Origin of the sequence: Pseudoteredinibacter isoporae (assembly GCF_011602085.1) — a bacterium.
Taxonomy (GTDB): domain Bacteria; phylum Pseudomonadota; class Gammaproteobacteria; order Pseudomonadales; family Cellvibrionaceae; genus Pseudoteredinibacter; species Pseudoteredinibacter isoporae.
The window spans coordinates 1,308,593-1,327,931 of sequence record NZ_JAAONY010000002.1; the positions used below are offsets into that span (position 1 = coordinate 1,308,593).

Below are 19,339 nucleotides of genomic sequence, written 5' to 3' on the forward strand. Positions count from 1 at the left end.
AACATTAAGCAGAGCGAGAACGCCAGGCTTCAATTAACTGCAGATAGTTTTGAACCACTTGACGTACCAGTTCATCGTTATCAATTTCTTCAGCGAACCATAAACGCGAAGGGGCGCCAGTGATGGTTCGCCCTACGGCAAAACCTTTGCACACCTCAAAACCCGCACTGTTATTCAAGCCCTCTTGCAACTCATCCATTGGCGCATCCAGCCCCAATAACAAAACACCACGGCAATGAGGTGCTCGCTGCTTAATCAAAGCATCAATCGACTGCCAGGCATTTCGACTGGGAGAAGGTAACTTCCACCAGTCCGGGAAAATACCCAGGTTGTACATTCGGGTCATTACGGAAACGATGGTGTCATCCGCTTTTTCAGAATCGGCGGGAGGAATGACTTCCAACAGTAACTCATGGCCAGTACGCATACAGGCGTTATAAAGTTCTTTCACCTGCCGCTCTTGTTGCAGGCGCATATCAACCGAATCTTCCGGGTGATAAAACACCAGACACTTCACGATGTGCTCAATGGGCCAGGTTGCCAATCGTGCGCTCACATCACGTCCGCCTTCCAGCTCTAGGGGACGGGAAGATGGCAGTTCTACGGGGCGCCCAATCCACCAATCACGTCCGGTCACCGAATTCAGTGCATCCTGGCCGTAGGTATCATCAATCAATACACCGACATTTTCTTCCAACTGTGCAATCTCAGCACCCTTGGCAGTTGCCTCGACTAACAGAGTTTTTAATTCGTCGATTCGTTTGGGGTCCGCACCCGCATTAACCGCCATATCGTAAAATTGCTTACGATGATCAAAAGCCAGAATGCACAATTCATTTCGCTCGCGCAGCGAACGGTTGGTAACACGATGCAAATAATTCAAGCGCGTATCAAGATCAGGGCGAGGCACTTCCGCCGCGCGGCTCAGATAGTCGAAGAGTTCTTCCTCGCTTGGAATGGCAGGCGCACAACCATGGCGAGAGACCACTAACGCACCACAGGCATTGGCGTAGGCACAACAGTTCTGATAAGACTCACCACGCAACCAACCACGCAAAAAGCCCGACATAAAGGCATCACCAGCGCCGAGAACGTTGAGAACGTCAACTCGCACTCCAGTAAAGACATCAAAACTTTCTTCGCTGTCAGGAATGGCACCATCCAAGACAGTGCAACCCAATGGACCGAGCTTCAATGTAATGGTGGCATCACTGATTGCTCGAATATTTTTCAAAGCTGTAATGGTATCTGTACTGCCGCCGGCAATATGGACTTCTTCTTCCGTGCCAACAATCAGATCACACAATGGCAGTATGGATTGTAAATGCCCGGTAACACTCTCATTGGAAACAAATCGGTTTTCACCTTCGCCCAAGCCGGTTAACCCCCACAATACCGGCCGATAATCGATATCCAGAATTACCTTACTCTTGGCCGCGCGAGCGTATTCCATGGCTTGCTTGCTAGCGGCATAGGTTCCTTCCGTCGACAAGTGTGTTCCTGTAACCAAAACACTTTTCGCCGACGCGATAAAATCCCGATTGAAATCCTCAGTGCTGAGCGCCATATCCGCACAGTCATTGCGATAAAAGATTAACGGAAATGTTTCACTGTCCTTAATCCCCAGAATAACCAAACCGGTTAAACGCTCAGTGTCGGTATGAACGTGACTGACATCTACGCCATTGCGAGACAATTCCTCTCTCACAAAACGTCCCATATGCTCATCACCTACCCGAGTCAACATCGCCGACTTCAAACCCAGGCGAGAGGTACCACAAGCGATGTTGCAAGAAGACCCCCCCAGGTATTTGGCCAGGCTACTCATGTCTTCGAGCCGACTGCCAATTTGTTGGCCATAGAGATCGACCGCCGCACGTCCCAGACAAATAACATCCAGTACTTTTTCTGTACTCATATATGCTTGTGCTCCCAAAGCAGCTTACGTGCTAATAAGACTTTCATTAGGACGATTGACCGCCATGTCTTCAGCATGGTCAATATTCCTAATTATTCAGTGAATACATAATAGAATATTTTTTCTATTTTAACAACTTTTGGAACTTTAAGATTCGAAATTATTGGAAAACAAAAATATAAAATTATTAAAATGGAATATTTATGCTATATTGCTCGAATAAACCACTCTCCGAATAGCGTACAGATTTTCCCGGAGAGGAATAAGTACCAGAAACCAAGTAGCAGATAAGGGTTTTCATGAGCCATCTATTATCCCGGCCGCAACACCATCAGGCCTGTACCCAGGACATAAGCCCGGCAAGTGCCAACTGGGAATACGTCGGCTTCCAATCCTATGAACTGAAAGCAGGCGAAAATCTTGAGCTGAGCAGCCAGGACAAGGAAATGTGCCTGGTGCTGGTCGCAGGCAAAGCTGATATCCGCAGCCAGCAGGAAGAATGGCTGAACATCGGAGAAAGAATGTCGCCATTTGAGCAAAAAGCACCGTACGCGGTATATCTGCCACCGGCGGACAAAGCCTCCATTGTCGCTCAAACGGACCTTGAACTGGCCGTTTGTATCGCCCCGGGAACAGGCCAATACCCTGCTCGCCTGATCACGCCGGACGACTGCCAATTTGAAAAACGCGGCAGTGGCACCAACACCCGCTATGTTTGCAATATTCTATTCGGCAACCTACCCGCCGAAAGCTTGCTCGTCGTAGAAGTGATTACCCCCAGTGGTAACTGGTCCAGCTACCCGCCTCATAAACACGATACCGACAATATTCCCAGCGAAACCCATCTTGAGGAAACCTATTACCATCGCCTCAACCCAAGCCAGGGTTTCGTGTTTCAGCGAGTCTATACCGATGACCGCAGCATCGATGAGACGATGAGTGTTGAAGACAAGTGTGTAGTGATGGTGCCGGAAGGTTACCACCCAGTAGGCGTTCCCCACGGCTACGAATCCTACTACCTGAATGTTATGGCCGGCCCAAAGCGGGAATGGATATTCCACAACGACCCTGATCATGAATGGATATTAGAACAGTAAAGAGCTCCCTCCTAACAAAAAGCAGTGCTTACGATACCTTTACAATCACTTCCTGATGAAATTCGGTCCTGATAGTGGATATCTCTGCAGCAACGGACAGCAGGAAGTCATTCAGCTTTTTCCAAACGATTTGTTTGCATGTGTGAGAGTAAAGTTTGTTGGTTACTGCTAATACAACTGCATTGTGAAAAGCTGTACTGTTTTGACTGCTTCATCTTTTAATGAATCACTAGACTCCCGAAGCACTTAATAGCATCCAGCTTTGATAGCGTATGACGCTTAATCATAAGCTCAATATGACTCATGTTTCGACCTGCCAAATTTGAATTCACCATCAAAACTATCGCGATGCTACACGAGCACCTGGCTTGCCGTTATATTTTCATACGGTACTCAACTCTAAGCGCCTGACGCTCCCACTTCAATTTTCAATGAGCGTCCCATTTTTCGCCAAAGATTTCTTATCGAATGTTTTGGTTTCCACATGAACTGCTTTACCATTGCGCTTTATAGGAACTTAAGCAGAGTACTGCATTCTTTAGCATTTACGCTCGGTAATTGCCGCCATAGTTTACCGCTACAGTGTTACCAGGGTTTTGGTAGCATTAAATATTGAAAAAACAGGTCAAAATCAGTTGTTGAAAAATCCTTACAAATCAACCGGAAACATAGATGTAGCAAGGGCTCCAGTGAATCGAAGGTTTACTTTAGCACCTATGATGGACTGGTCCGACCGCCATTGCCGTTATCTCTGGCGTTTGATCACCAAACACTCTGTGGTCTACAGCGAGATGGTGACGACAGCGGCGTTACTGCACGGTAGCCAGCATGAGCGGCATTTGGGCTATAACGACGTTGAGCACCCTATCGCCTTGCAGCTGGGCGGTTCGTCGCCGGAGGATTTGGCTCACTGTGCAAAGCTTGCTGAGGATTGGGACTATGATGAGGTCAATCTGAATTGTGGTTGCCCGAGTGATCGGGTGCAGGAAGGCAAGATTGGCGCGATACTAATGGCCGAGCCGGCTTTGGTGGCGGATTGCATTAAGGCCATGCAGGATGCCTGTTCGATTGATGTCACGATCAAGCACCGCATCGGTATCGACGATATGGAAGACTATGCGGATATGTGTCGCTTTGTGGAAGCGGTTGCGGCGACCGGCTGCAAGACCTTTATCGTTCACGCTCGCAAAGCCTGGCTGCAAGGCTTAAGCCCCAAGGAAAACCGCGAGGTTCCGCCCTTGCGTTATCCATTGGTTCACCAACTTAAGCAGGAATACCCGGAACTGGAAATCATCATTAACGGTGGTTTAAAAAACCTGGATGATTGCGAGCAGCAACTGCAAGAGGTGGACGGCGTTATGGTTGGCCGGGAAGCTTACAGTAATCCATATTTATTGGCCGAGGTTGATCAACGTATCTACGGTGACGACCATGCAATCCCCGATCGCATGTCCGTTTACCAACACTATTTGGAATACTGCCGGGCACAACACAGTCAGGGACAAAAGCTGCATTTTATGAGCCGCCACGTTCTTGGCCTGTTTCAAGGGCAGCCCGGTGCGCGTCAATTTCGTCGACATATCAGCGAGAATATTCACAAAACGGGCGCAGGAATGAACGTGCTGGAAGACGCTGCCGGGTTTATTCGCTAATTCGCTGTGTTTCTAGTTCACTCTTTTTCCATTCCCGGAACGGTTCAGTGAAAGCGGTTTAATAGCTGCAATAATTTGTGATTGAAAGACTCAGCCTGATCCAGCATCAGGAAATGCCCGGCTTTTTCAATGCAATGTACCTGAATTCGGTTTCCATAGACGGGCATAAAGGCGCTTTCTACAAAGGTGTCTTTTGCCGCGATTGCGACAACTTCTCCCTGAAATTTATCGAGATGATCGCTGAGGCTCCAAAGCATAAAGTTTTCCAGAATGCTTGCCCCGACCAAAGGGTCAGCTTTCGCCATCGCCGCCGTTACCCATGCGCGTAATTCTGGATCACTTCCTCTCGGGAAGTACTCATCCATTAAACCTTCCAGAGTTGCATCAAAATGATTGAGCACATTGTGCTTAATCGCTTTCGCGGCTGCAGCCTCAGCTTTTGGATAGAGGTTCATGTACGTAAAAGAATCGGCGCCGACAACCGCTTGAATACAGGAATCCGCTTGATTGGCCGCCGTCAGCGCCAGTGCCCCACCAATAGAATGGCCAACAGCAATGCAATTCCTGACGCCTTCTTGAGCAAGAATAGCGTTCACCATATCGGCCTGATCTTCAATGCGACAGTTTTTCAGAACATGCTTTTCTTTCGTCGTGGAAAACTGGGAACGGCCGAAACCGGGGTAATCCATGATGATAATATTGAAGCGACCGCATAAGGTATTTAACTGACGTTGCCACATTTCTGCTGGGCCAGCCCAGCCTGGAATCAACATTAAATATGGCTCATGCAAACCCGCATGAAAAGACCTGTAGTATCGCAATGTCCCTTCTGGCAGTAACAGTTCGGACGAGGCCAGACTGAATTGATCGATTAGCGTAAGAGCCATAAAAAAACACTCTGAAACAAACAATGAATATCGGCGGCGATACTGAGGTTTCGCCGCCATAAATCGGTGAACACTTAGCAGGCCGATCTAGAAATTATAGGTAAATCGTACACCGGCTCTGCGTGGTGGCAATACAATGGAAAACGGACGCGGTTCGTTAAAGAAGAAGCTGTTAAATACGCGAGTTTCAACAAACTTGTCAGCCGCGTTGTCGACAAAGAAATCCACCCGCCAATCATCTTTATACAAGGATGCGCGCAAGTCGAGAACATTGTAGGAATCGACCGGGAATTGCAGATCGATATCAACACCACTGCCTGAGAGAATATCCCCGACATAGCGATACTGAGCGCTGAGTTCCAGTTCGGCCTCATTGGCAATATCAAAGGACCAGTTTGCACCGATTAGGGCATTCACCTTCGGCACATAAGGAAAACGCTCACCAGAGCGATCTTCACCGATGGTATCGATATAGTTGGTGTAAGCCGCATCGGTATAGCCGGCACTGGCTGTCAGCTCAAAAGAATCGCTGAGTTGCCAGTTAATGTTTAACTCCGCACCTTCCGAGCGACTTTCACCAGCGTTGCCTACAGCCGCCACCGGCAAATTAGGATCGCCATTAAAAAAGACAATCGTCGTCAATTGCTGATCGCTGACATCGATTCGGAACAGAGCCAGATCAAAATCCAGCTGACCGTCAAACAAATTACCCTTAATACCCAATTCATAGTTGTCCGAAATTTCAGAGTTAAAACCGGAATTTGAAATCGGGCTGGCGGGCGCCAAAGGGAAACCACCCGCACGAAAACCTCGTGCATAGCGACTGTAAATACTGATATCTTCATTCAATTTAATTCGGGCGGAAACGGTTGGCGATATATTGTCATCATCGAGTTTTCCGGAAGGCGAACTGACCACGGTAGCCAGATCAACACCGTTTTGACGCAGCACAAAATCCAGTTCCGCCTGGGATTTCACCGTCTCTTTGGCAAAGCGCGCACCAAAGCCCAGCTCCAGCCAATCGTTTGGATTCCAGATCACATCGGCAAACACTGCATAACCGCTGCGATCCAGATTTTGAATTTGAGCGTCCACCAATAGCTGACTGCCACCTAAAAGATCAAGATCACCAAACTGAATATAACGATCGGATAACTGCTCCTCCCTAAAGGCATACACACCCGCCAGCCAGTTAATGTTATCGCCCCAATCCCCCGCAAAACGCAGTTCTTGGGATAAAAGTTCCTGAGCACTTCGAATGTCCTGGAAATTCGGTCCGCGTTCCGGAGAGCCATCAAAATCAAAGGGCAAAGAAGAATCCACTTTGCGATAGGCGGTAATGGAGGTCAGTTCTATCTCGCCCATCAGATAGTCGATATTCAAAGCCGCACCGTAGTTATCGTATTCCGCATCAATCTGGAAATCACTTCGAACGATGTAGTCTTGGGTTCCTCGCGGTACTCCCGGTAAGCCATCAAGACCACGACGATAGGATTTATCGATACTCAGGTTTACTTCCAATTCATCACTCGGCGTGTAGCGAAACGCAGCGCGCCAGGAATATTTACTTTCATCGTCGGCAGGAACGCTGCGACCACGCTGATTACCACCGGCTGCCTGAGCGACGACCGGATTCTCCAGAAAACCATCGGTACGGGAAACGTCGGCTGCAATGCTGGCAAAAAAGTTTTCCGCCAACTGCCCCGAAAAAGCCGTTTGAGCACGTACAGTATCAAACTCGTCGTAGGTCAAGGCGACCTTGCCTCTGAATTCCTCATCGGGGCGGCGCACCACGATATTCAACGCGCCCCCTTGGGTGTTTCGGCCAAAAAGCGTGCCCTGTGGCCCTCGTAATACTTCGACTCGCTCCACATCGAGAAAGCCAATATCAAAAGCCAAGGAAGGCACAAATGCACCGTCCACAAAGGTTCCCACCGCTGGCGCACCGGCACTTTGAGAACCCACACCGCGAATCACGATATTCAGGAAATCATTGCCGGGCGACAACAAATTTGAACTGAGAGACAAGTTCGGCGTTTTACCGACGAGGTTTTCCACGTTATCGACACCACCCAAGGCCAGATCGTCACCGCTATACGCTTGAATAGACAGCGGGACATCTTGCAAAGATTCCTGACGCTTACGGGCAGTGACCACCACCTCTTCCAGATCGGTACTGGCCTGGGAATCCGACTCAGTTTGCGCCGAGGCCGATATTGGCCAGCTCAAACCGGCAATCGCCATTGATAAAGCATATGGTTGCAAAGCATTTTTATTTATTAGCATTTTTGTCAACGCCTCTTCTCGTTCTCAGTGATTGTAGTTGAACTGCCCTTACAACAGTTGACAAAGTCAATCATTAATCAAATAATTGACTTTGTCAATCTAACGTGGACAATTTGTTCAGGCCGCAAGAAGCAGCTGCTATGGCAAATGGCCATGGGCCAGCCCAGCAACAGTCATCAAGAGACCCTGAATACAATGAGTAACCCTGATAAAGCATTCGATATCCACGAATACATTCCATTTAGATTGGTCGTGGCGCAAACCAAGATGCACGCATCCTTGCGCCCGGAAAGTGCCGAAGGTGCACGCGCAATTGCCGAGCTCTCCCAGACAGAGTTCCGCATTCTGGTTTTACTCGCCTCGAAAGGCCCAATGCAGCCCTCAGCGGTGGCGGAAGCTTACGGTTTTGATCGGGCCATGGTGACTCGCGCCCTATCCAGCCTGGCTAAAAAAGGTCTGCTGACGAATGAGCGTCAGGAAAGCAACCAACGCAGCAAGATTGCCGTCCTGACCGAAAAGGGCCGTCAATATGCCCAGGTGGAGTTTTCGGTATTGGAACACTATGGGCAGCACCTGGATAAGGCACTCGACAAAGGTGAAAAGGAAAAGCTGTTTGAAATTATCGACAAGCTCTTAAACGCAAACGAACAATTTGAACCCTAGCGCCGCACGCTGAACAACAAAAAAGAGTGCAAGCGCTTTACAAGAAAGGAAACCGAATGACTTTCAGTCAGATTCCCGGCCCACTCGGCCAAGCTTGCAGATCAAACTATATGGAAGCACGCGCACTCTTTTTGAAAACCGCACAAAGCATTGCTTGTGATATCGATCACTATCAAAACGAAGCTGTCTCTGGCATCAATGGGGAAGCTCTGTTTTGCGATGTCGCCCGACTGGGCCCGGATTCAGCCAGCCGAAAAATACTGCTGTCTTCCGGCGTACACGGCGTTGAAGCCTATTGCGGCTCTGCAATGCAAATCCTCATCATGCAAAATTTGATACCTCGTATCGACTTTGAGGATTTACAGATTATTTTCGTGCACATTCTGAACCCCTATGGTTGCTCACACTACACTCGCAATAATGAAAACAACATCGATTTAAATCGAAACTTTGTTGATTTTTCAGGGGTAGCAACAGCAGCTCCTGAGCTGAGCCAATTCAGAGAAGAAACCTACCCAAGCGATTGGTCTGGCTCGGATTTGAAACAGGTGCTAAAGCACATTGGACATTACATTTCGGCGCACGGCCCTGAAAAATTTCAAACACTGATGACCCAAGGGCAATATGTCTGGCCCCAGGACCCTTATTTTGGAGGGCTAGCAGAGAGTTGGTCCAATCAAGTGTGGGCGGATATTTGCCGTAAACACTGCGCTCCAGAGGTGAATCTGGTTCATCTGGATTTCCACACCGGACTTGGGCCACGCGGCGCCTGCGAGTTAATCTACACGGGCAGCCCGACCCATTTTCAGCGAGCTAAAAATACTTTTGTCAGCGGTCGTTTGATCGCACCCGGGGCGGAAGGCAGTTCTACACCCAGTATCAGCGGACCACTGTGTTGTGGTCTGCTAAGTGTCAATCCTGATGCGCTTTGTGTCGCATTGGAATTCGGCACCATCCCTATTGAGGATATGCTCGGAACATTGATTGAAGCAAATTGGCTGCACAACAATCCGAATTGCTGCGCAGAAGAACGCTTGCGTATTCAACACAACACACTGAAGGCGTTTTTTATTCCCGAAGCGAATTGGCTGGATCAGGTTTGGGATATGAGTGAAACCTATTTTATGGATGCACTTCACAGCCTGAACAAAAATCGGTGATTGGCGATCATAAATCAAAACGACAGGAGCTTAAGAATTCAAAGATTCCCCCAGACTCATGGCTTTTTCGCGCCAAACCGAAGGCGCCTGCCCGCTCCAGCGAATAAAGGCCTTTCGGAAGTTGGCCACGTCATCGAAGCCTATCAAGCGCCCAACTTCTGCCACGCTTAAACGGGTTTTGCTTAAGTATTGCTGGGCCAGATGTAAACGAAGATTGTCCAATAACTGTTGAAAGCTGCTGCCTTCAGCGCGCAGTTTTCGACGCAGGCTGCTTTCACTCATATTCAATTGCACGGCCACTTCAGGCGCACTTAGATACTCGCCCCGGTTACGCAGCAATATCTGTTGAACCCGGGCGGAGGTTAAGGATTTATCGCCCAGCTGACTGGAAAGCTCATCACATTGTTGGCGATACAAGGCTTCGTTGACCGGGTCGGCCTGTTCAATCTCGCGAGATAACAATTCCGGGCTGATGATGATGGCATTGTTCGAAGCCGAAAATTCGACATGGTCGCCTAATAATTCTCGATAGCGGGCTTCATAGCTCGGCGCTGGGTAATCAAAGCAATAGGATTGAGCGCTGGCTGCACCGGGAAAGAGGCTTTCGGTACAATTGCGCACCGTCACAAACAATGACTCCACCGTAAATCGCTCGTGGCGACTGCTCAGATGCTTGGCATGACAAACCAACGCGAAGTTATCGCCGCTGGGCAGCAGGGATATGGATACATGGGGCAGCAAGGCGCGCTGATACTGCAAAAGTAAATTCAGCGCGGCCTCGGCGGTAGGGCTGTTCATCAGCGCATAACCGAACACCCCCAGGCGATCCAGGCCAATTCGGTGTCCCACCTCCAGACCCAGACTGGGCATTGGTGCGGCTTCAATCGCAATCCCCATCAGCTGTTCACGCAGCTCATTGTCGATAATTGGCCCAAGCACCAGACCCCGCTCACGGGCCAGAGCCGGGATATTGATGCCGAATTCCGCCATGACTACCGCAAAGGTTTCCTGCACATCATCAAACATAACGAGCCTAATTCATGAGACTGAAACGCCACTATACCCTAACTCTTGGCTCAAGTTGACCGAAAAGAACCCCACACATGATCGAATAGAACCCCACTCATTGCCAAGTAGCTGTCTATACTTTGTTCTAAACGTCGCCCCAGGCTTTTTAGAATTAAGCACGAACGGCGATAAGCGAGCGCCAAAACCGAAAACAGCCGAGATTCCTATGAGCCAACAATCACACACCCCCGAGCATGTGGACATTCAACCTCGCAATCGCGAACATGAAATTGCAGACCGCTTAAGCCGTGATTGGTACGGAGACCACCCTTTCAAGACGGCCTGGTTCAACGCCATGTCGATCACTTTTCCACTGGGCGAGAAATTTTTTATTGATAGTGTTCGCCACTTTGCCAATAACATTGACGATCCCAAGTTGAAGCAGGAAATCCGCGGCTTCTGTGGTCAGGAAAATGTGCATCGCCGGGAACATGAGCGCTACAACGAGAGCCTTTGTAGTCAGCGCGGTTACGACCTGGAATATATGGAAAATCGCCTGAAGAAAAAACTCGCCCTGACCGACAAAATGTACACACCACTGGAACGTCTTTCCATGACAGCGGCACTGGAACACATCACGGCCATTATGGCGGAGTGGGCGCTGGACCCGGAAAGTAGCATGGCCCAGGAAGCCGATCCGCTTATGCGCGAGCTTTGGGACTGGCACGCCGTTGAAGAAATGGAGCATAAGGCGGTTGCCTTCGATGTTTTCCGAGCGGTGGGCGGTGACGAAAAAATGCGTAAGAAAGCACTGAAGCGCTCCACCTTCTTCCTGCTTCTGGATATTTTTGTGCATTTGGTGCACATGCTGAAACGCAATGGCCAGTTGTGGAATCTGAAAATCTGGTGGCAGGGCATGGGCTTTTTGTTCGGCAAACAAGGTATCCTGCGTTTGATTTACCCGATGTGGAAAGAGTACTACCAGGACGGTTTCCATCCCTGGGATCGCGATACCCAGGAACAATTGCATCGCTGGGAAGCGGCGCAAGCCAGCTCTTAATTTTCTCTCTGTCTTTTTCGTTTTCATGGCATCGCGCCGTTCAAGGCGCGAGCTGTCAATTCAGCCCTTAACATGTTGTTGCAATACGGGCATATTGGCAGTCTGACATAACAAAAATAAATGGTGCCACCATGAAGACGCTTTCACAGGTTATAACTTCACCTGCAAACTGCTATAACTTTCTTTCATTTGCAGTATTAGCGAGCAGCCTAATGACGGCCGCCCCTTCTCACGCCAATGCGGAGCGAGAGCTTCTCTGGGGCGATACTCATCTGCACACTTCCTATTCCTTTGATGCGTATTTGAATCAAAATAAATCCGCCGATCCTGATACAGCTTATCGCTGGGCCAAAGGCCAATGGGTCACTCACCCATACACAAAAGCGCGCATACGCATTAACACGCCTCTGGATTTTCTGGTGGTTTCCGATCATGCGGAAGTGATGGGGGTACTGAAACATATCAATGAAAACGAAGGTGGTTTGGGCGATATGGGCTGGTGGGGCAATTTAAAACGCTGGCTCTCCATCAAAGTCATTCGCAGTGCTATTGAAGACGGCACCGGAGCCGAGGTGTTCCTGGATGCCCTGCCCAAGAAATTACACTACCCGGGAAAAGACCCGGTTCTGGACCCGGGCAACCCGGTACCAAACGATATTCTGGGCGATACTCGTGAGGTTGAAGTGCAAACCTGGCACGCGATTGTGGATTCCGCAGAACGTCATAATCAACCCGGAAAGTTCACCACGTTTATGGGTTGGGAATGGAGCTCCATTCCTGCTGGTGCCAATATTCACCGAATTGTATTGAGCCCCAGCAGTGGCGAACAGGCAAAGCAATACAAACCTTTCAGCTTTATTGACAGCCCCTACCCGGAAGATCTCTGGGCCTGGTTGGACAAAACTCAAAAAGAAACCGGCAGCGAATTTATTGCGATTCCGCACAATTCCAATATCTCCAAGGGCTATATGTTCGACGAAAAAACTCTGCGGCGGGAAGACATTACAGCGGACTACGCACGCACCCGTATGGAGTGGGAACCCATTGTTGAAATCACCCAAATAAAAGGCGACTCCGAAGCACACCCCAGCTTATCTCCGGATGACCAATTCGCCGGTTTCGAACCCTTCGATTACTACCTGCAAACCGGCGAGGAAGCCTACAAGGCACGCCCCGGCGATTATGTGCGCACGGCATTAGGCCGGGGCCTGGCGCTGGAAAACAAAACCGGTGTGAACCCTTATAAATTTGGTGTCATCGGCTCAACCGATGCCCACACGGGATTAGCGTCCGCAGAGGAAGAAAATTTTTGGGGCAAGATGGCCTACGATTCCATTCCCGGCAACAAAGCCGGCGGCGCGTTTTCCAGCGACGGTGGCCCTAAAGGCTGGGACATGGCCGCTCAGGGTTTAGCCGCCGTTTGGGCAGATGGCAATGATCGTCAAAGTATTTTCCAGGCCATGCGTCGCAAAGAGGTTTATGCCAGCACCGGCCCTCGCATGAGCGTACGCTTTTTTGCCGGCTGGGGTTTTAATGAAGCCGATGTTCACGCTGAGAACTTCCCGGAACGGGGTTATCAAGGCGGTGTTCCCATGGGAGGCGACTTATATCAGGCTGAACCCGGTAAAGCGCCGCGCTTTATTATTCGCGCAGCCATGGACCCGAAATCAAAACCTCTGGAACGAATCGAAGTGATTAAAGGCTGGCTCGACACCGACGGCAATAATCATGAGCGCATCTATACCGTGGCCGCTTCCGATAATCGCGAACTTCCCGAACGCGGACAGCTCGCTGCCGCCGAAGCAAGCCTGCTGAAAAACGGGGATATTGAAAGTAATGTTGAAGGCGCCAGAGAGCTGCTGGCCTACTGGCAGGACCCGGACTTCAACGCCAATCAAAAGGCCTTTTACTATCTACGCGTTTTCCAAACACCCAGCATGCGCCACTCTGCGATGGATGCCCAATCCCTTCAAACAGAGGCCAAGGGCTTCCCGGAACTGATACAGGAACGCGCCTACAGCTCTGCCGTTTGGTATAACCCGGGGCCCGCGCAAAACAACTGACAGGTTTCTGCCCTAAAAGCTATGGTAGTATCAGGAGAGAATCGGGCAATTGTTATTCAATTGCCCGATACAGCAACACCATAGCAAGGAACCTGTATTCCATGAGCACAAGCAAACTCGAACAACTGAAAAGCATGACCGATGTGGTGGCAGACACCGGGGACATTGAAGCCATCGCCAAATACCAGCCACTGGACGCCACAACCAATCCTTCGCTGGTCTATAAAGCCGCACAGCTGGCGCAGTATCAGGAACTGATCAAAGAAGCCGTTGCTGCCGGTAACTCTCCCCAAGCCGCCGCGGACTACCTCGCGGTGAGCCTGGGTAAAGAAATTTTGAAAATCATCCCCGGTCGTATTTCCACCGAGGTCGACGCCCGCCTGTCTTTTGACCGCGACGCGACTGTGGCCAAAGCCAGGCAGCTGATTGAACAGTACGCCAAATTCGATGTTGACCCCGACCGGGTTCTGATCAAAATCGCCTCAACCTGGGAAGGCATTCAAGCCGCCAAACAACTGGAAGCCGAAGGGATTCAGTGTAACCTCACACTGCTGTTCAGCTTTGCCCAGGCCCGCGCCTGTGCCGATGCCGGCGTGACCTTGATTTCTCCCTTTGTTGGCCGCATCTTGGATTGGTACAAGCAGCAGAATCCTGATCAGGACCTTACTGGCGCCAATGACCCCGGCGTTCAGTCCGTTAGCCGCATTTACAATTACTACAAACAGCATGGCTACGGTACGATTGTGATGGGCGCGAGTTTCCGCAACACCCAGGAAATTGAAGAACTCGCCGGCTGTGACCGATTAACCATCAGCCCGGCGCTGCTGGAATCGCTCAGTCAGGATCATTCTGCGCTGGAACGCCGTCTAAGCAATGACGGAAACAAGAAGCTGGACAAAGAGTCGGCTCTCAGCGAAGCCCAATTCCGCTTTGAGAGTAATCAGGATGCCATGGCGACCGAGAAACTCGCCGAGGGCATTCGCAACTTTATCCTTGATCAGGAGAAGCTGGAGGCTCTGCTAGCACAAAAATAACCCCTTATAGAAAGCAGCTACTATGTTTGATTTTTTTAAAGAACTGTTTGAAGGTTCCTGCGAAGGTGCGGAGGAAGTCAATGCAGAAGATAATTTGCACTTGGCGGCCGCCGCGCTGCTCATCGAAATTGCCGTTTCCGACGAGCATTTTTGTGAAGACGAGTTAAAAGCGCTGGAAAAAATTCTGAACGGTAAGATGGGCATATCCCAACCCAAGCTGGACAGCATTATCGAACAGGCCAAAGCCGAGCAAGGTGACGCTACGTCGATTCACCAGTTCACCACTCTGTTGAACCAGCATTACAGCCCGGTACAGAAACGCGATCTGGTTCAATATATGTGGCAAATAGCCTATGCCGATGGCAATCTGGATAAATACGAAGAGTATATGGTTCGAAAAATCGCCGACCTGGTTCATTTGAGCCACAGCGATTTTATTCTGGCCAAAACCAGAGCCAAGCAAGAACTGTAGCTCTGACCCATGTCAAAACGCTCAAAAGAGCACTATGGCGGTGGGCCAGGTACTTAACGGTACCTGACCCAATGTTTATTCAGCCGGGCGCTCCGGAAAAACCTTTTCCTCTGGGCGAGTCCGATAGGCATTAAATATCTTCCTCGCCCGTTGCAACTCCGCTTTGTGTTTCCGCAACACCTCCGGGTGGCGCTCCGCCAGGCTGTATTGCTCGCCATCCGCATCATTCATTTTGAACAGCAGATCGTAAGCCCGGTTAAAGCCTGGCAATACATCAAAGTTTGAGAAATCCCCGATTGAGCGACGGTAATAACTTCGCGTCAGGTATTTCCAGTTTTGGCTGCGAACGGAAACCACATTTTCATTATTAAACAAATACAGAAATTGATGCTGAGCCTGATTGCTCTCAACAACGGCTAACAGGCTTTTGCCATCAACATCACCTTCCGGGATAGTCAGCCCGGCAGCTTCAGCGAAGGTGGGAAACAAATCAATATTCATACTAATGGCATCGATTTCTTTGCCACCTTTCAAGCGAGCGGGCCAACTCAAAACCAGAGGAACCCGATAGGCCCCTTCGTAAGTGGAACCCTTTCCGCCTTTTAAGCCGGCGACACTGCCCTCAAAAAACGGGCCGTTGTCACTGGTAAAAGCAATAATGGTATTGTCATAAAAACCATGAGCTTTCAGGGTTTTGATAATCTCACCCACGCTCCAATCCAGCTCTTCAACCACATCCCCGTACACACCGGCTTTGGAACGCCCTTGAAATGCTTTCGATGCGTACAAAGGAATATGGGGCATATTGTGAGAAACGAAAAGAAAGAAAGGTTGGTTTTCGTCTTTACCTGCATCGCTGCCCGCCCCCACATCGCTTTTAGCTTTCTCTTGTGCCATATCCTGAATAAAATCGATGGCTTCTTTGCTGTAATTGGACGTCAGCAAACTTTGATCAAGCGGGCCTTGAACTTTTTCTCGACCATCGTATAAAGCAAAGCCTTTCATGTCGTTGCTGAACGGCGCACCAAAAAACTGATCGAATCCATAGTCCAGCGGATTGTATTCAGGAAAGTTACCCAAATGCCATTTACCCACCATTTTGCTACGATAATCTGCGCGCTTCAGCATCGTCGCCAGAGTATCCAGTGATTTTGGCAAACCCCGTTTATCATTAGCGGTTACCACGCCATGGGCCAAGCCAGTGCGTACGGGATACATTCCCGTCAACAAACCAGCCCGGGAAGGCGTACAGATATTGGCGCTGGCATAGAACTGACTGAAATTAGCGCCGTCGGCTGCGATGCTATCGATGTTCGGTGTTTGTATTTTCTCAGCACCATTTACTGAAATATCGCCAAACCCCAGATCGTCCACCAGAATCAACACTATATTGGGCTTGTCAGCATCCCCCTGCGCAAGGCTCTGCAAACCCCAGCCCTGTAGGCCCAGTACTAACAACAGACTCGCGACAAAACGCATGCGCCCATATTGGAGAAAGCATAAAGACATGGTGTTACCGAATGAGCAAAAAAACGTTAATGGCTATTCGCATTTTCTACCTATACTTCTGCGATACGACAAAAAATCTGAATGGCGATGACTACGCCAGAAAGTTACTGATCGCCACACCGATGAAGGTCGCGATGGCGTATCCAAATATGCCACACATAATCCCGGGCGTTATCAGATCACGCCAGCCTTTGGAAATAGCGATAGCCGCGGTCACAGCTGGCCCCACCAGAGCGGCGGCAGAAGCGACCAGAGTTTCCTGGAGATTAAAGCCCAAGAGACGACACACAATCAGGGTGATCAGCAAGTGCCCCAGAATGATAAACATGCCGTAGAAGAACAAGGTGATAGCCACACCCAGGAAGGAAGACATATCAGTACCGGCACCTGCGACTGCAAAGAACAAATACATCAATAGCAAACCAGCCTCGAACTCTCCTTCCAACGCCGCCATGGTTTTGGGAAAAATATTGGCAATGGCCAGACTGAATACGGTGATAATTAAGAAACTGTATTGCTCGGCCGAATATAACTGAGCTAGAAAATTCGACAGTGCACAGATAGCAAAACTCAGGGCGAGTGCCCCGGACAAATGGGACAATTTAAGGGCAGCAACCTTGCCATCGCTGGAAAACTCAGCCTCGTTTTGATTTTCCTCGGCCGATTTACCTTTAAAAAATCGCAGTATCCATTTAACCGAAGGGATAGCCAACAAGAGCATCAAAGCGAGCATACTGACAATGCTGCTGGCACTGATGGCGGTACTGAATTCCGATTCGCTCATGCCGACCACTTTCGAGACCGCCAGGAAGTTTACCGCTCCTCCAATAAAACCGCCGCTGTATACCCCGGCAACCTTGGCACCGATATCGCCAAGATTAAAGAGCATAAAACCTACTATAGCTGCCAATGTGGTTGCACCTGCCGCCACAAGGAACGCCAGCATAACCCGGCCACTGTCTTTAAATATGCGCCGCAGATTGCTTTTAAACAACAACAAAGGAATCGCCAGAGGCACCAGGCTTGAGCCAACAAAATCGTAGCTCGACGATTGAAAAGGAATAATGTGGAAATTCGACAGCAGCATGGCGGCCAGGAGCACCCAAACCACACCGGAAATCTTTCGACCAATTTCCAGTGTATCGATCCAGAACCCCAGACAGGCCAACCCAAGTAATACGGCGTATAACGCCATGACATTATCAGCAGGGATAAGACTCATGATTGCCTCTTGTTATTATTCAATGTTTCGCGCCAGTAGCGCACCCTGGACTTCAGGAGTTCATCATCTTTTTCCTGGACATCGCTATTGTCATAGGAAGCCAGAAAACCGTTGTGCGCATCGGCCAACATACAATCCAGCAAATGTTCTGTCAGTTCTGCGGGCGACCAATTCAGCAGTTCACTCATCGCCATAATCCGGGCCAGCTGATGATCCCGACAGAATAAACTCACCGCCGTTGAACGCTCTTTTGGGGCTATTTCATTTCCACCCCGTTCCAATACCGCCTGTTGGTTCAGCTTGCGAACAAACTCAAAACTCTCTTTCATAAGCGGCCCCCGAAGGCATTTTTTCCAGGGGCAAAATCGCCCCTCGGTGCTGAACCACTTGTGCCGCCAGACGTTGGGCATCTCGACAGGCCTGAACCGGGTCAGCACCCTGACAGCGCGCAGCAATATAAGCGGCATTAAAGGAATCACCCGCTGCTGTGGTATCAACCAGGGATACCTTCTCTTCTATTCGACAGTCTCGCTGCTGATCCAACCAGAAAGCCAGGCAACCCTCCGCACCTTTTTTCACAATCAGTTCTTTGCGCTCACCCCGCTTCAAGCGTTCAATAGCCTCTTGATCCACCTGTTTGGGGTACAGCGCCAATTCATCGTCCAGCGTCGGTAAAGCGATACGTGATAGCTGATACGCCTTGGAGAACCAATATCGGGCTCGTTCATACTCCGGCCATTGCTTGGGGCGAAAGTTGCTGTCAAAGGCAATCACACCGCCCTGCTCACAAAACGTCTGGAGAAAATCAAACAACGATTCCAGCTCATTGTCACGAAACAGAGACAAAGTTATGCCGCTGAAGTAAATGAAATCATAAGCCTGCAATTCGGCGAACAGGGTTTCGCGACGTTCTTCCGTCGCCAGCAATTGCTTTACGGGCGCCTGGCTACGCCAGTAGTGAAAATAACGTTCGCCGGAATCGTCATTCTCAATGGCATACAGACCTGGCAAACTGGACCGATAGCGATACACCAGCCCACAACCGATGCCCTCAGCCTGCCACTGGCGAATCATCCAATCACTGTAGGAATCATCGCCCAAGGCAGTGACATAATCCACATTGAGCCCAAGGCGGGACATATAGATGGCCGAGTTTAATGTATCGCCCCCATAGGAAATATTGGCTGACAGGGAATGCGGCTGTGACAGGGAATCGTTCATCGACAATTCCAGCATGCACTCGCCAATTACCGCGACGCGAGCCTGGGGATTGAGAGCTTCTTGCCAGAGGGAATCCGTTGCCATAGT

The 19,339-nt window shown here is 49.8% G+C and carries 16 protein-coding genes; 8 read left to right on the forward strand and 8 right to left on the reverse strand.

Translation table 11 applies throughout. The annotated features are described in order from the left end of the window. Nucleotides 1-4: 4 nt before the first annotated feature. Nucleotides 5-1,918: a bifunctional 5-dehydro-2-deoxygluconokinase/5-dehydro-2-deoxyphosphogluconate aldolase gene (locus G8768_RS14235; RefSeq protein WP_166845587.1), complete on the reverse strand. Its 1,914-nt coding sequence runs from the start codon at nt 1,916-1,918 to the stop codon at nt 5-7. A gap of 299 nt (nt 1,919-2,217) precedes the next feature. On the opposite strand from G8768_RS14235, the gene iolB reads away from it, so the two are divergent. Together iolB and dusA are read left to right on the forward strand one after the other, a co-directional pair. Beyond that, entirely contained in the window at nt 2,218-3,015 is a 798-nt protein-coding gene (iolB, locus tag G8768_RS14240; protein ID WP_166845585.1) for a 5-deoxy-glucuronate isomerase, read from the forward strand. A 668-nt stretch (nt 3,016-3,683) separates the two neighbouring features. Beyond that, nucleotides 3,684-4,667 carry a tRNA dihydrouridine(20/20a) synthase DusA gene (dusA, locus tag G8768_RS14245; protein ID WP_341801023.1) on the forward strand — a complete coding sequence of 328 codons (984 nt, stop codon included), beginning with the start codon at nt 3,684-3,686 and terminating at the stop codon, nt 4,665-4,667. Nucleotides 4,668-4,711: 44 nt separating this feature from the next. Here the strand turns inward: dusA and G8768_RS14250 are convergent, their stop codons facing one another. Together G8768_RS14250 and G8768_RS14255 are read right to left on the reverse strand one after the other, a co-directional pair. Further along, nucleotides 4,712-5,554 carry an alpha/beta fold hydrolase gene (locus G8768_RS14250; protein WP_166845581.1) on the reverse strand — a complete coding sequence of 281 codons (843 nt, stop codon included), beginning with the start codon at nt 5,552-5,554 and terminating at the stop codon, nt 4,712-4,714. Nucleotides 5,555-5,641: 87 nt separating this feature from the next. After that, nucleotides 5,642-7,840: a TonB-dependent receptor gene (locus tag G8768_RS14255; RefSeq protein WP_166845579.1), complete on the reverse strand. Its 2,199-nt coding sequence runs from the start codon at nt 7,838-7,840 to the stop codon at nt 5,642-5,644. A 195-nt stretch (nt 7,841-8,035) separates the two neighbouring features. On the opposite strand from G8768_RS14255, the gene G8768_RS14260 reads away from it, so the two are divergent. Further along, nucleotides 8,036-8,503: a MarR family winged helix-turn-helix transcriptional regulator gene (locus G8768_RS14260; protein ID WP_166845577.1), complete on the forward strand. Its 468-nt coding sequence runs from the start codon at nt 8,036-8,038 to the stop codon at nt 8,501-8,503. Nucleotides 8,504-8,559: 56 nt separating this feature from the next. Further along, nucleotides 8,560-9,663, forward strand: coding sequence for a DUF2817 domain-containing protein (locus tag G8768_RS14265; RefSeq protein ID WP_166845575.1), 1,104 nt, complete (start codon nt 8,560-8,562; stop codon nt 9,661-9,663). Between the two features lie 30 nt (nt 9,664-9,693). On the opposite strand, the gene G8768_RS14270 is transcribed toward G8768_RS14265, so the two are convergent. Then, nucleotides 9,694-10,689, reverse strand: a complete 996-nt coding sequence (locus G8768_RS14270; RefSeq protein WP_166845573.1) for an AraC family transcriptional regulator — start codon at nt 10,687-10,689, stop codon at nt 9,694-9,696. Nucleotides 10,690-10,897: 208 nt separating this feature from the next. On the opposite strand from G8768_RS14270, the gene G8768_RS14275 reads away from it, so the two are divergent. The 4 genes from G8768_RS14275 to G8768_RS14290 all read left to right on the forward strand — a co-directional run bounded on the left by G8768_RS14275 (nt 10,898) and on the right by G8768_RS14290 (nt 15,300). Next, nucleotides 10,898-11,731 carry a metal-dependent hydrolase gene (locus tag G8768_RS14275; RefSeq protein ID WP_166845570.1) on the forward strand — a complete coding sequence of 278 codons (834 nt, stop codon included), beginning with the start codon at nt 10,898-10,900 and terminating at the stop codon, nt 11,729-11,731. A gap of 212 nt (nt 11,732-11,943) precedes the next feature. Beyond that, entirely contained in the window at nt 11,944-13,794 is a 1,851-nt protein-coding gene (locus G8768_RS14280; RefSeq protein ID WP_243749501.1) for a DUF3604 domain-containing protein, read from the forward strand. A gap of 101 nt (nt 13,795-13,895) precedes the next feature. Next, on the forward strand, nt 13,896-14,828 hold the full coding sequence (tal, locus tag G8768_RS14285; protein ID WP_166845566.1) for a transaldolase: 933 nt from the start codon (nt 13,896-13,898) through the stop codon (nt 14,826-14,828). 22 nt (nt 14,829-14,850) lie between these two features. After that, a complete protein-coding gene (locus G8768_RS14290; protein WP_166845564.1) occupies nt 14,851-15,300 on the forward strand; it encodes a tellurite resistance TerB family protein in 450 nt (149 codons plus the stop codon). Nucleotides 15,301-15,375: 75 nt separating this feature from the next. On the opposite strand, the gene G8768_RS14295 is transcribed toward G8768_RS14290, so the two are convergent. The 4 genes from G8768_RS14295 to G8768_RS14310 form a co-directional block, all read right to left on the reverse strand. Continuing rightward, a complete protein-coding gene (locus G8768_RS14295) occupies nt 15,376-16,809 on the reverse strand; it encodes a sulfatase family protein (RefSeq protein ID WP_166845562.1) in 1,434 nt (477 codons plus the stop codon). Between the two features lie 91 nt (nt 16,810-16,900). Next, nucleotides 16,901-18,031: a DUF819 family protein gene (locus tag G8768_RS14300; RefSeq protein WP_166845560.1), complete on the reverse strand. Its 1,131-nt coding sequence runs from the start codon at nt 18,029-18,031 to the stop codon at nt 16,901-16,903. After that, a complete protein-coding gene (locus G8768_RS14305) occupies nt 18,028-18,360 on the reverse strand; it encodes a hypothetical protein (RefSeq protein WP_166845558.1) in 333 nt (110 codons plus the stop codon). Before G8768_RS14305 ends, G8768_RS14300 begins: the two co-directional genes overlap by 4 nt. Beyond that, nucleotides 18,344-19,336 carry a sugar kinase gene (locus G8768_RS14310; RefSeq protein ID WP_166845556.1) on the reverse strand — a complete coding sequence of 331 codons (993 nt, stop codon included), beginning with the start codon at nt 19,334-19,336 and terminating at the stop codon, nt 18,344-18,346. Before G8768_RS14310 ends, G8768_RS14305 begins: the two co-directional genes overlap by 17 nt. Nucleotides 19,337-19,339: the final 3 nt, after the last annotated feature.

Bases quoted from the DNA above. Each gene is read 5' to 3' on its own strand.
- G8768_RS14310 (WP_166845556.1), bottom strand. From the start codon at position 19,336: ATGGCAACGGATTCCCTCTGGCAAGAAGCTCTCAATCCCCAGGCTCGC.
- tal (WP_166845566.1), top strand. From the start codon at position 13,896: ATGAGCACAAGCAAACTCGAACAACTGAAAAGCATGACCGATGTGGTG.
- iolB (WP_166845585.1), top strand. From the start codon at position 2,218: ATGAGCCATCTATTATCCCGGCCGCAACACCATCAGGCCTGTACCCAG.
- G8768_RS14295 (WP_166845562.1), bottom strand. From the start codon at position 16,809: ATGTCTTTATGCTTTCTCCAATATGGGCGCATGCGTTTTGTCGCGAGT.
- G8768_RS14260 (WP_166845577.1), top strand. From the start codon at position 8,036: ATGAGTAACCCTGATAAAGCATTCGATATCCACGAATACATTCCATTT.
- G8768_RS14270 (WP_166845573.1), bottom strand. From the start codon at position 10,689: ATGTTTGATGATGTGCAGGAAACCTTTGCGGTAGTCATGGCGGAATTC.
- G8768_RS14250 (WP_166845581.1), bottom strand. From the start codon at position 5,554: ATGGCTCTTACGCTAATCGATCAATTCAGTCTGGCCTCGTCCGAACTG.
- G8768_RS14235 (WP_166845587.1), bottom strand. From the start codon at position 1,918: ATGAGTACAGAAAAAGTACTGGATGTTATTTGTCTGGGACGTGCGGCG.
- G8768_RS14265 (WP_166845575.1), top strand. From the start codon at position 8,560: ATGACTTTCAGTCAGATTCCCGGCCCACTCGGCCAAGCTTGCAGATCA.
- G8768_RS14275 (WP_166845570.1), top strand. From the start codon at position 10,898: ATGAGCCAACAATCACACACCCCCGAGCATGTGGACATTCAACCTCGC.
- G8768_RS14300 (WP_166845560.1), bottom strand. From the start codon at position 18,031: ATGAGTCTTATCCCTGCTGATAATGTCATGGCGTTATACGCCGTATTA.
- G8768_RS14305 (WP_166845558.1), bottom strand. From the start codon at position 18,360: ATGAAAGAGAGTTTTGAGTTTGTTCGCAAGCTGAACCAACAGGCGGTA.
- G8768_RS14255 (WP_166845579.1), bottom strand. From the start codon at position 7,840: ATGCTAATAAATAAAAATGCTTTGCAACCATATGCTTTATCAATGGCG.
- G8768_RS14280 (WP_243749501.1), top strand. From the start codon at position 11,944: ATGACGGCCGCCCCTTCTCACGCCAATGCGGAGCGAGAGCTTCTCTGG.
- G8768_RS14290 (WP_166845564.1), top strand. From the start codon at position 14,851: ATGTTTGATTTTTTTAAAGAACTGTTTGAAGGTTCCTGCGAAGGTGCG.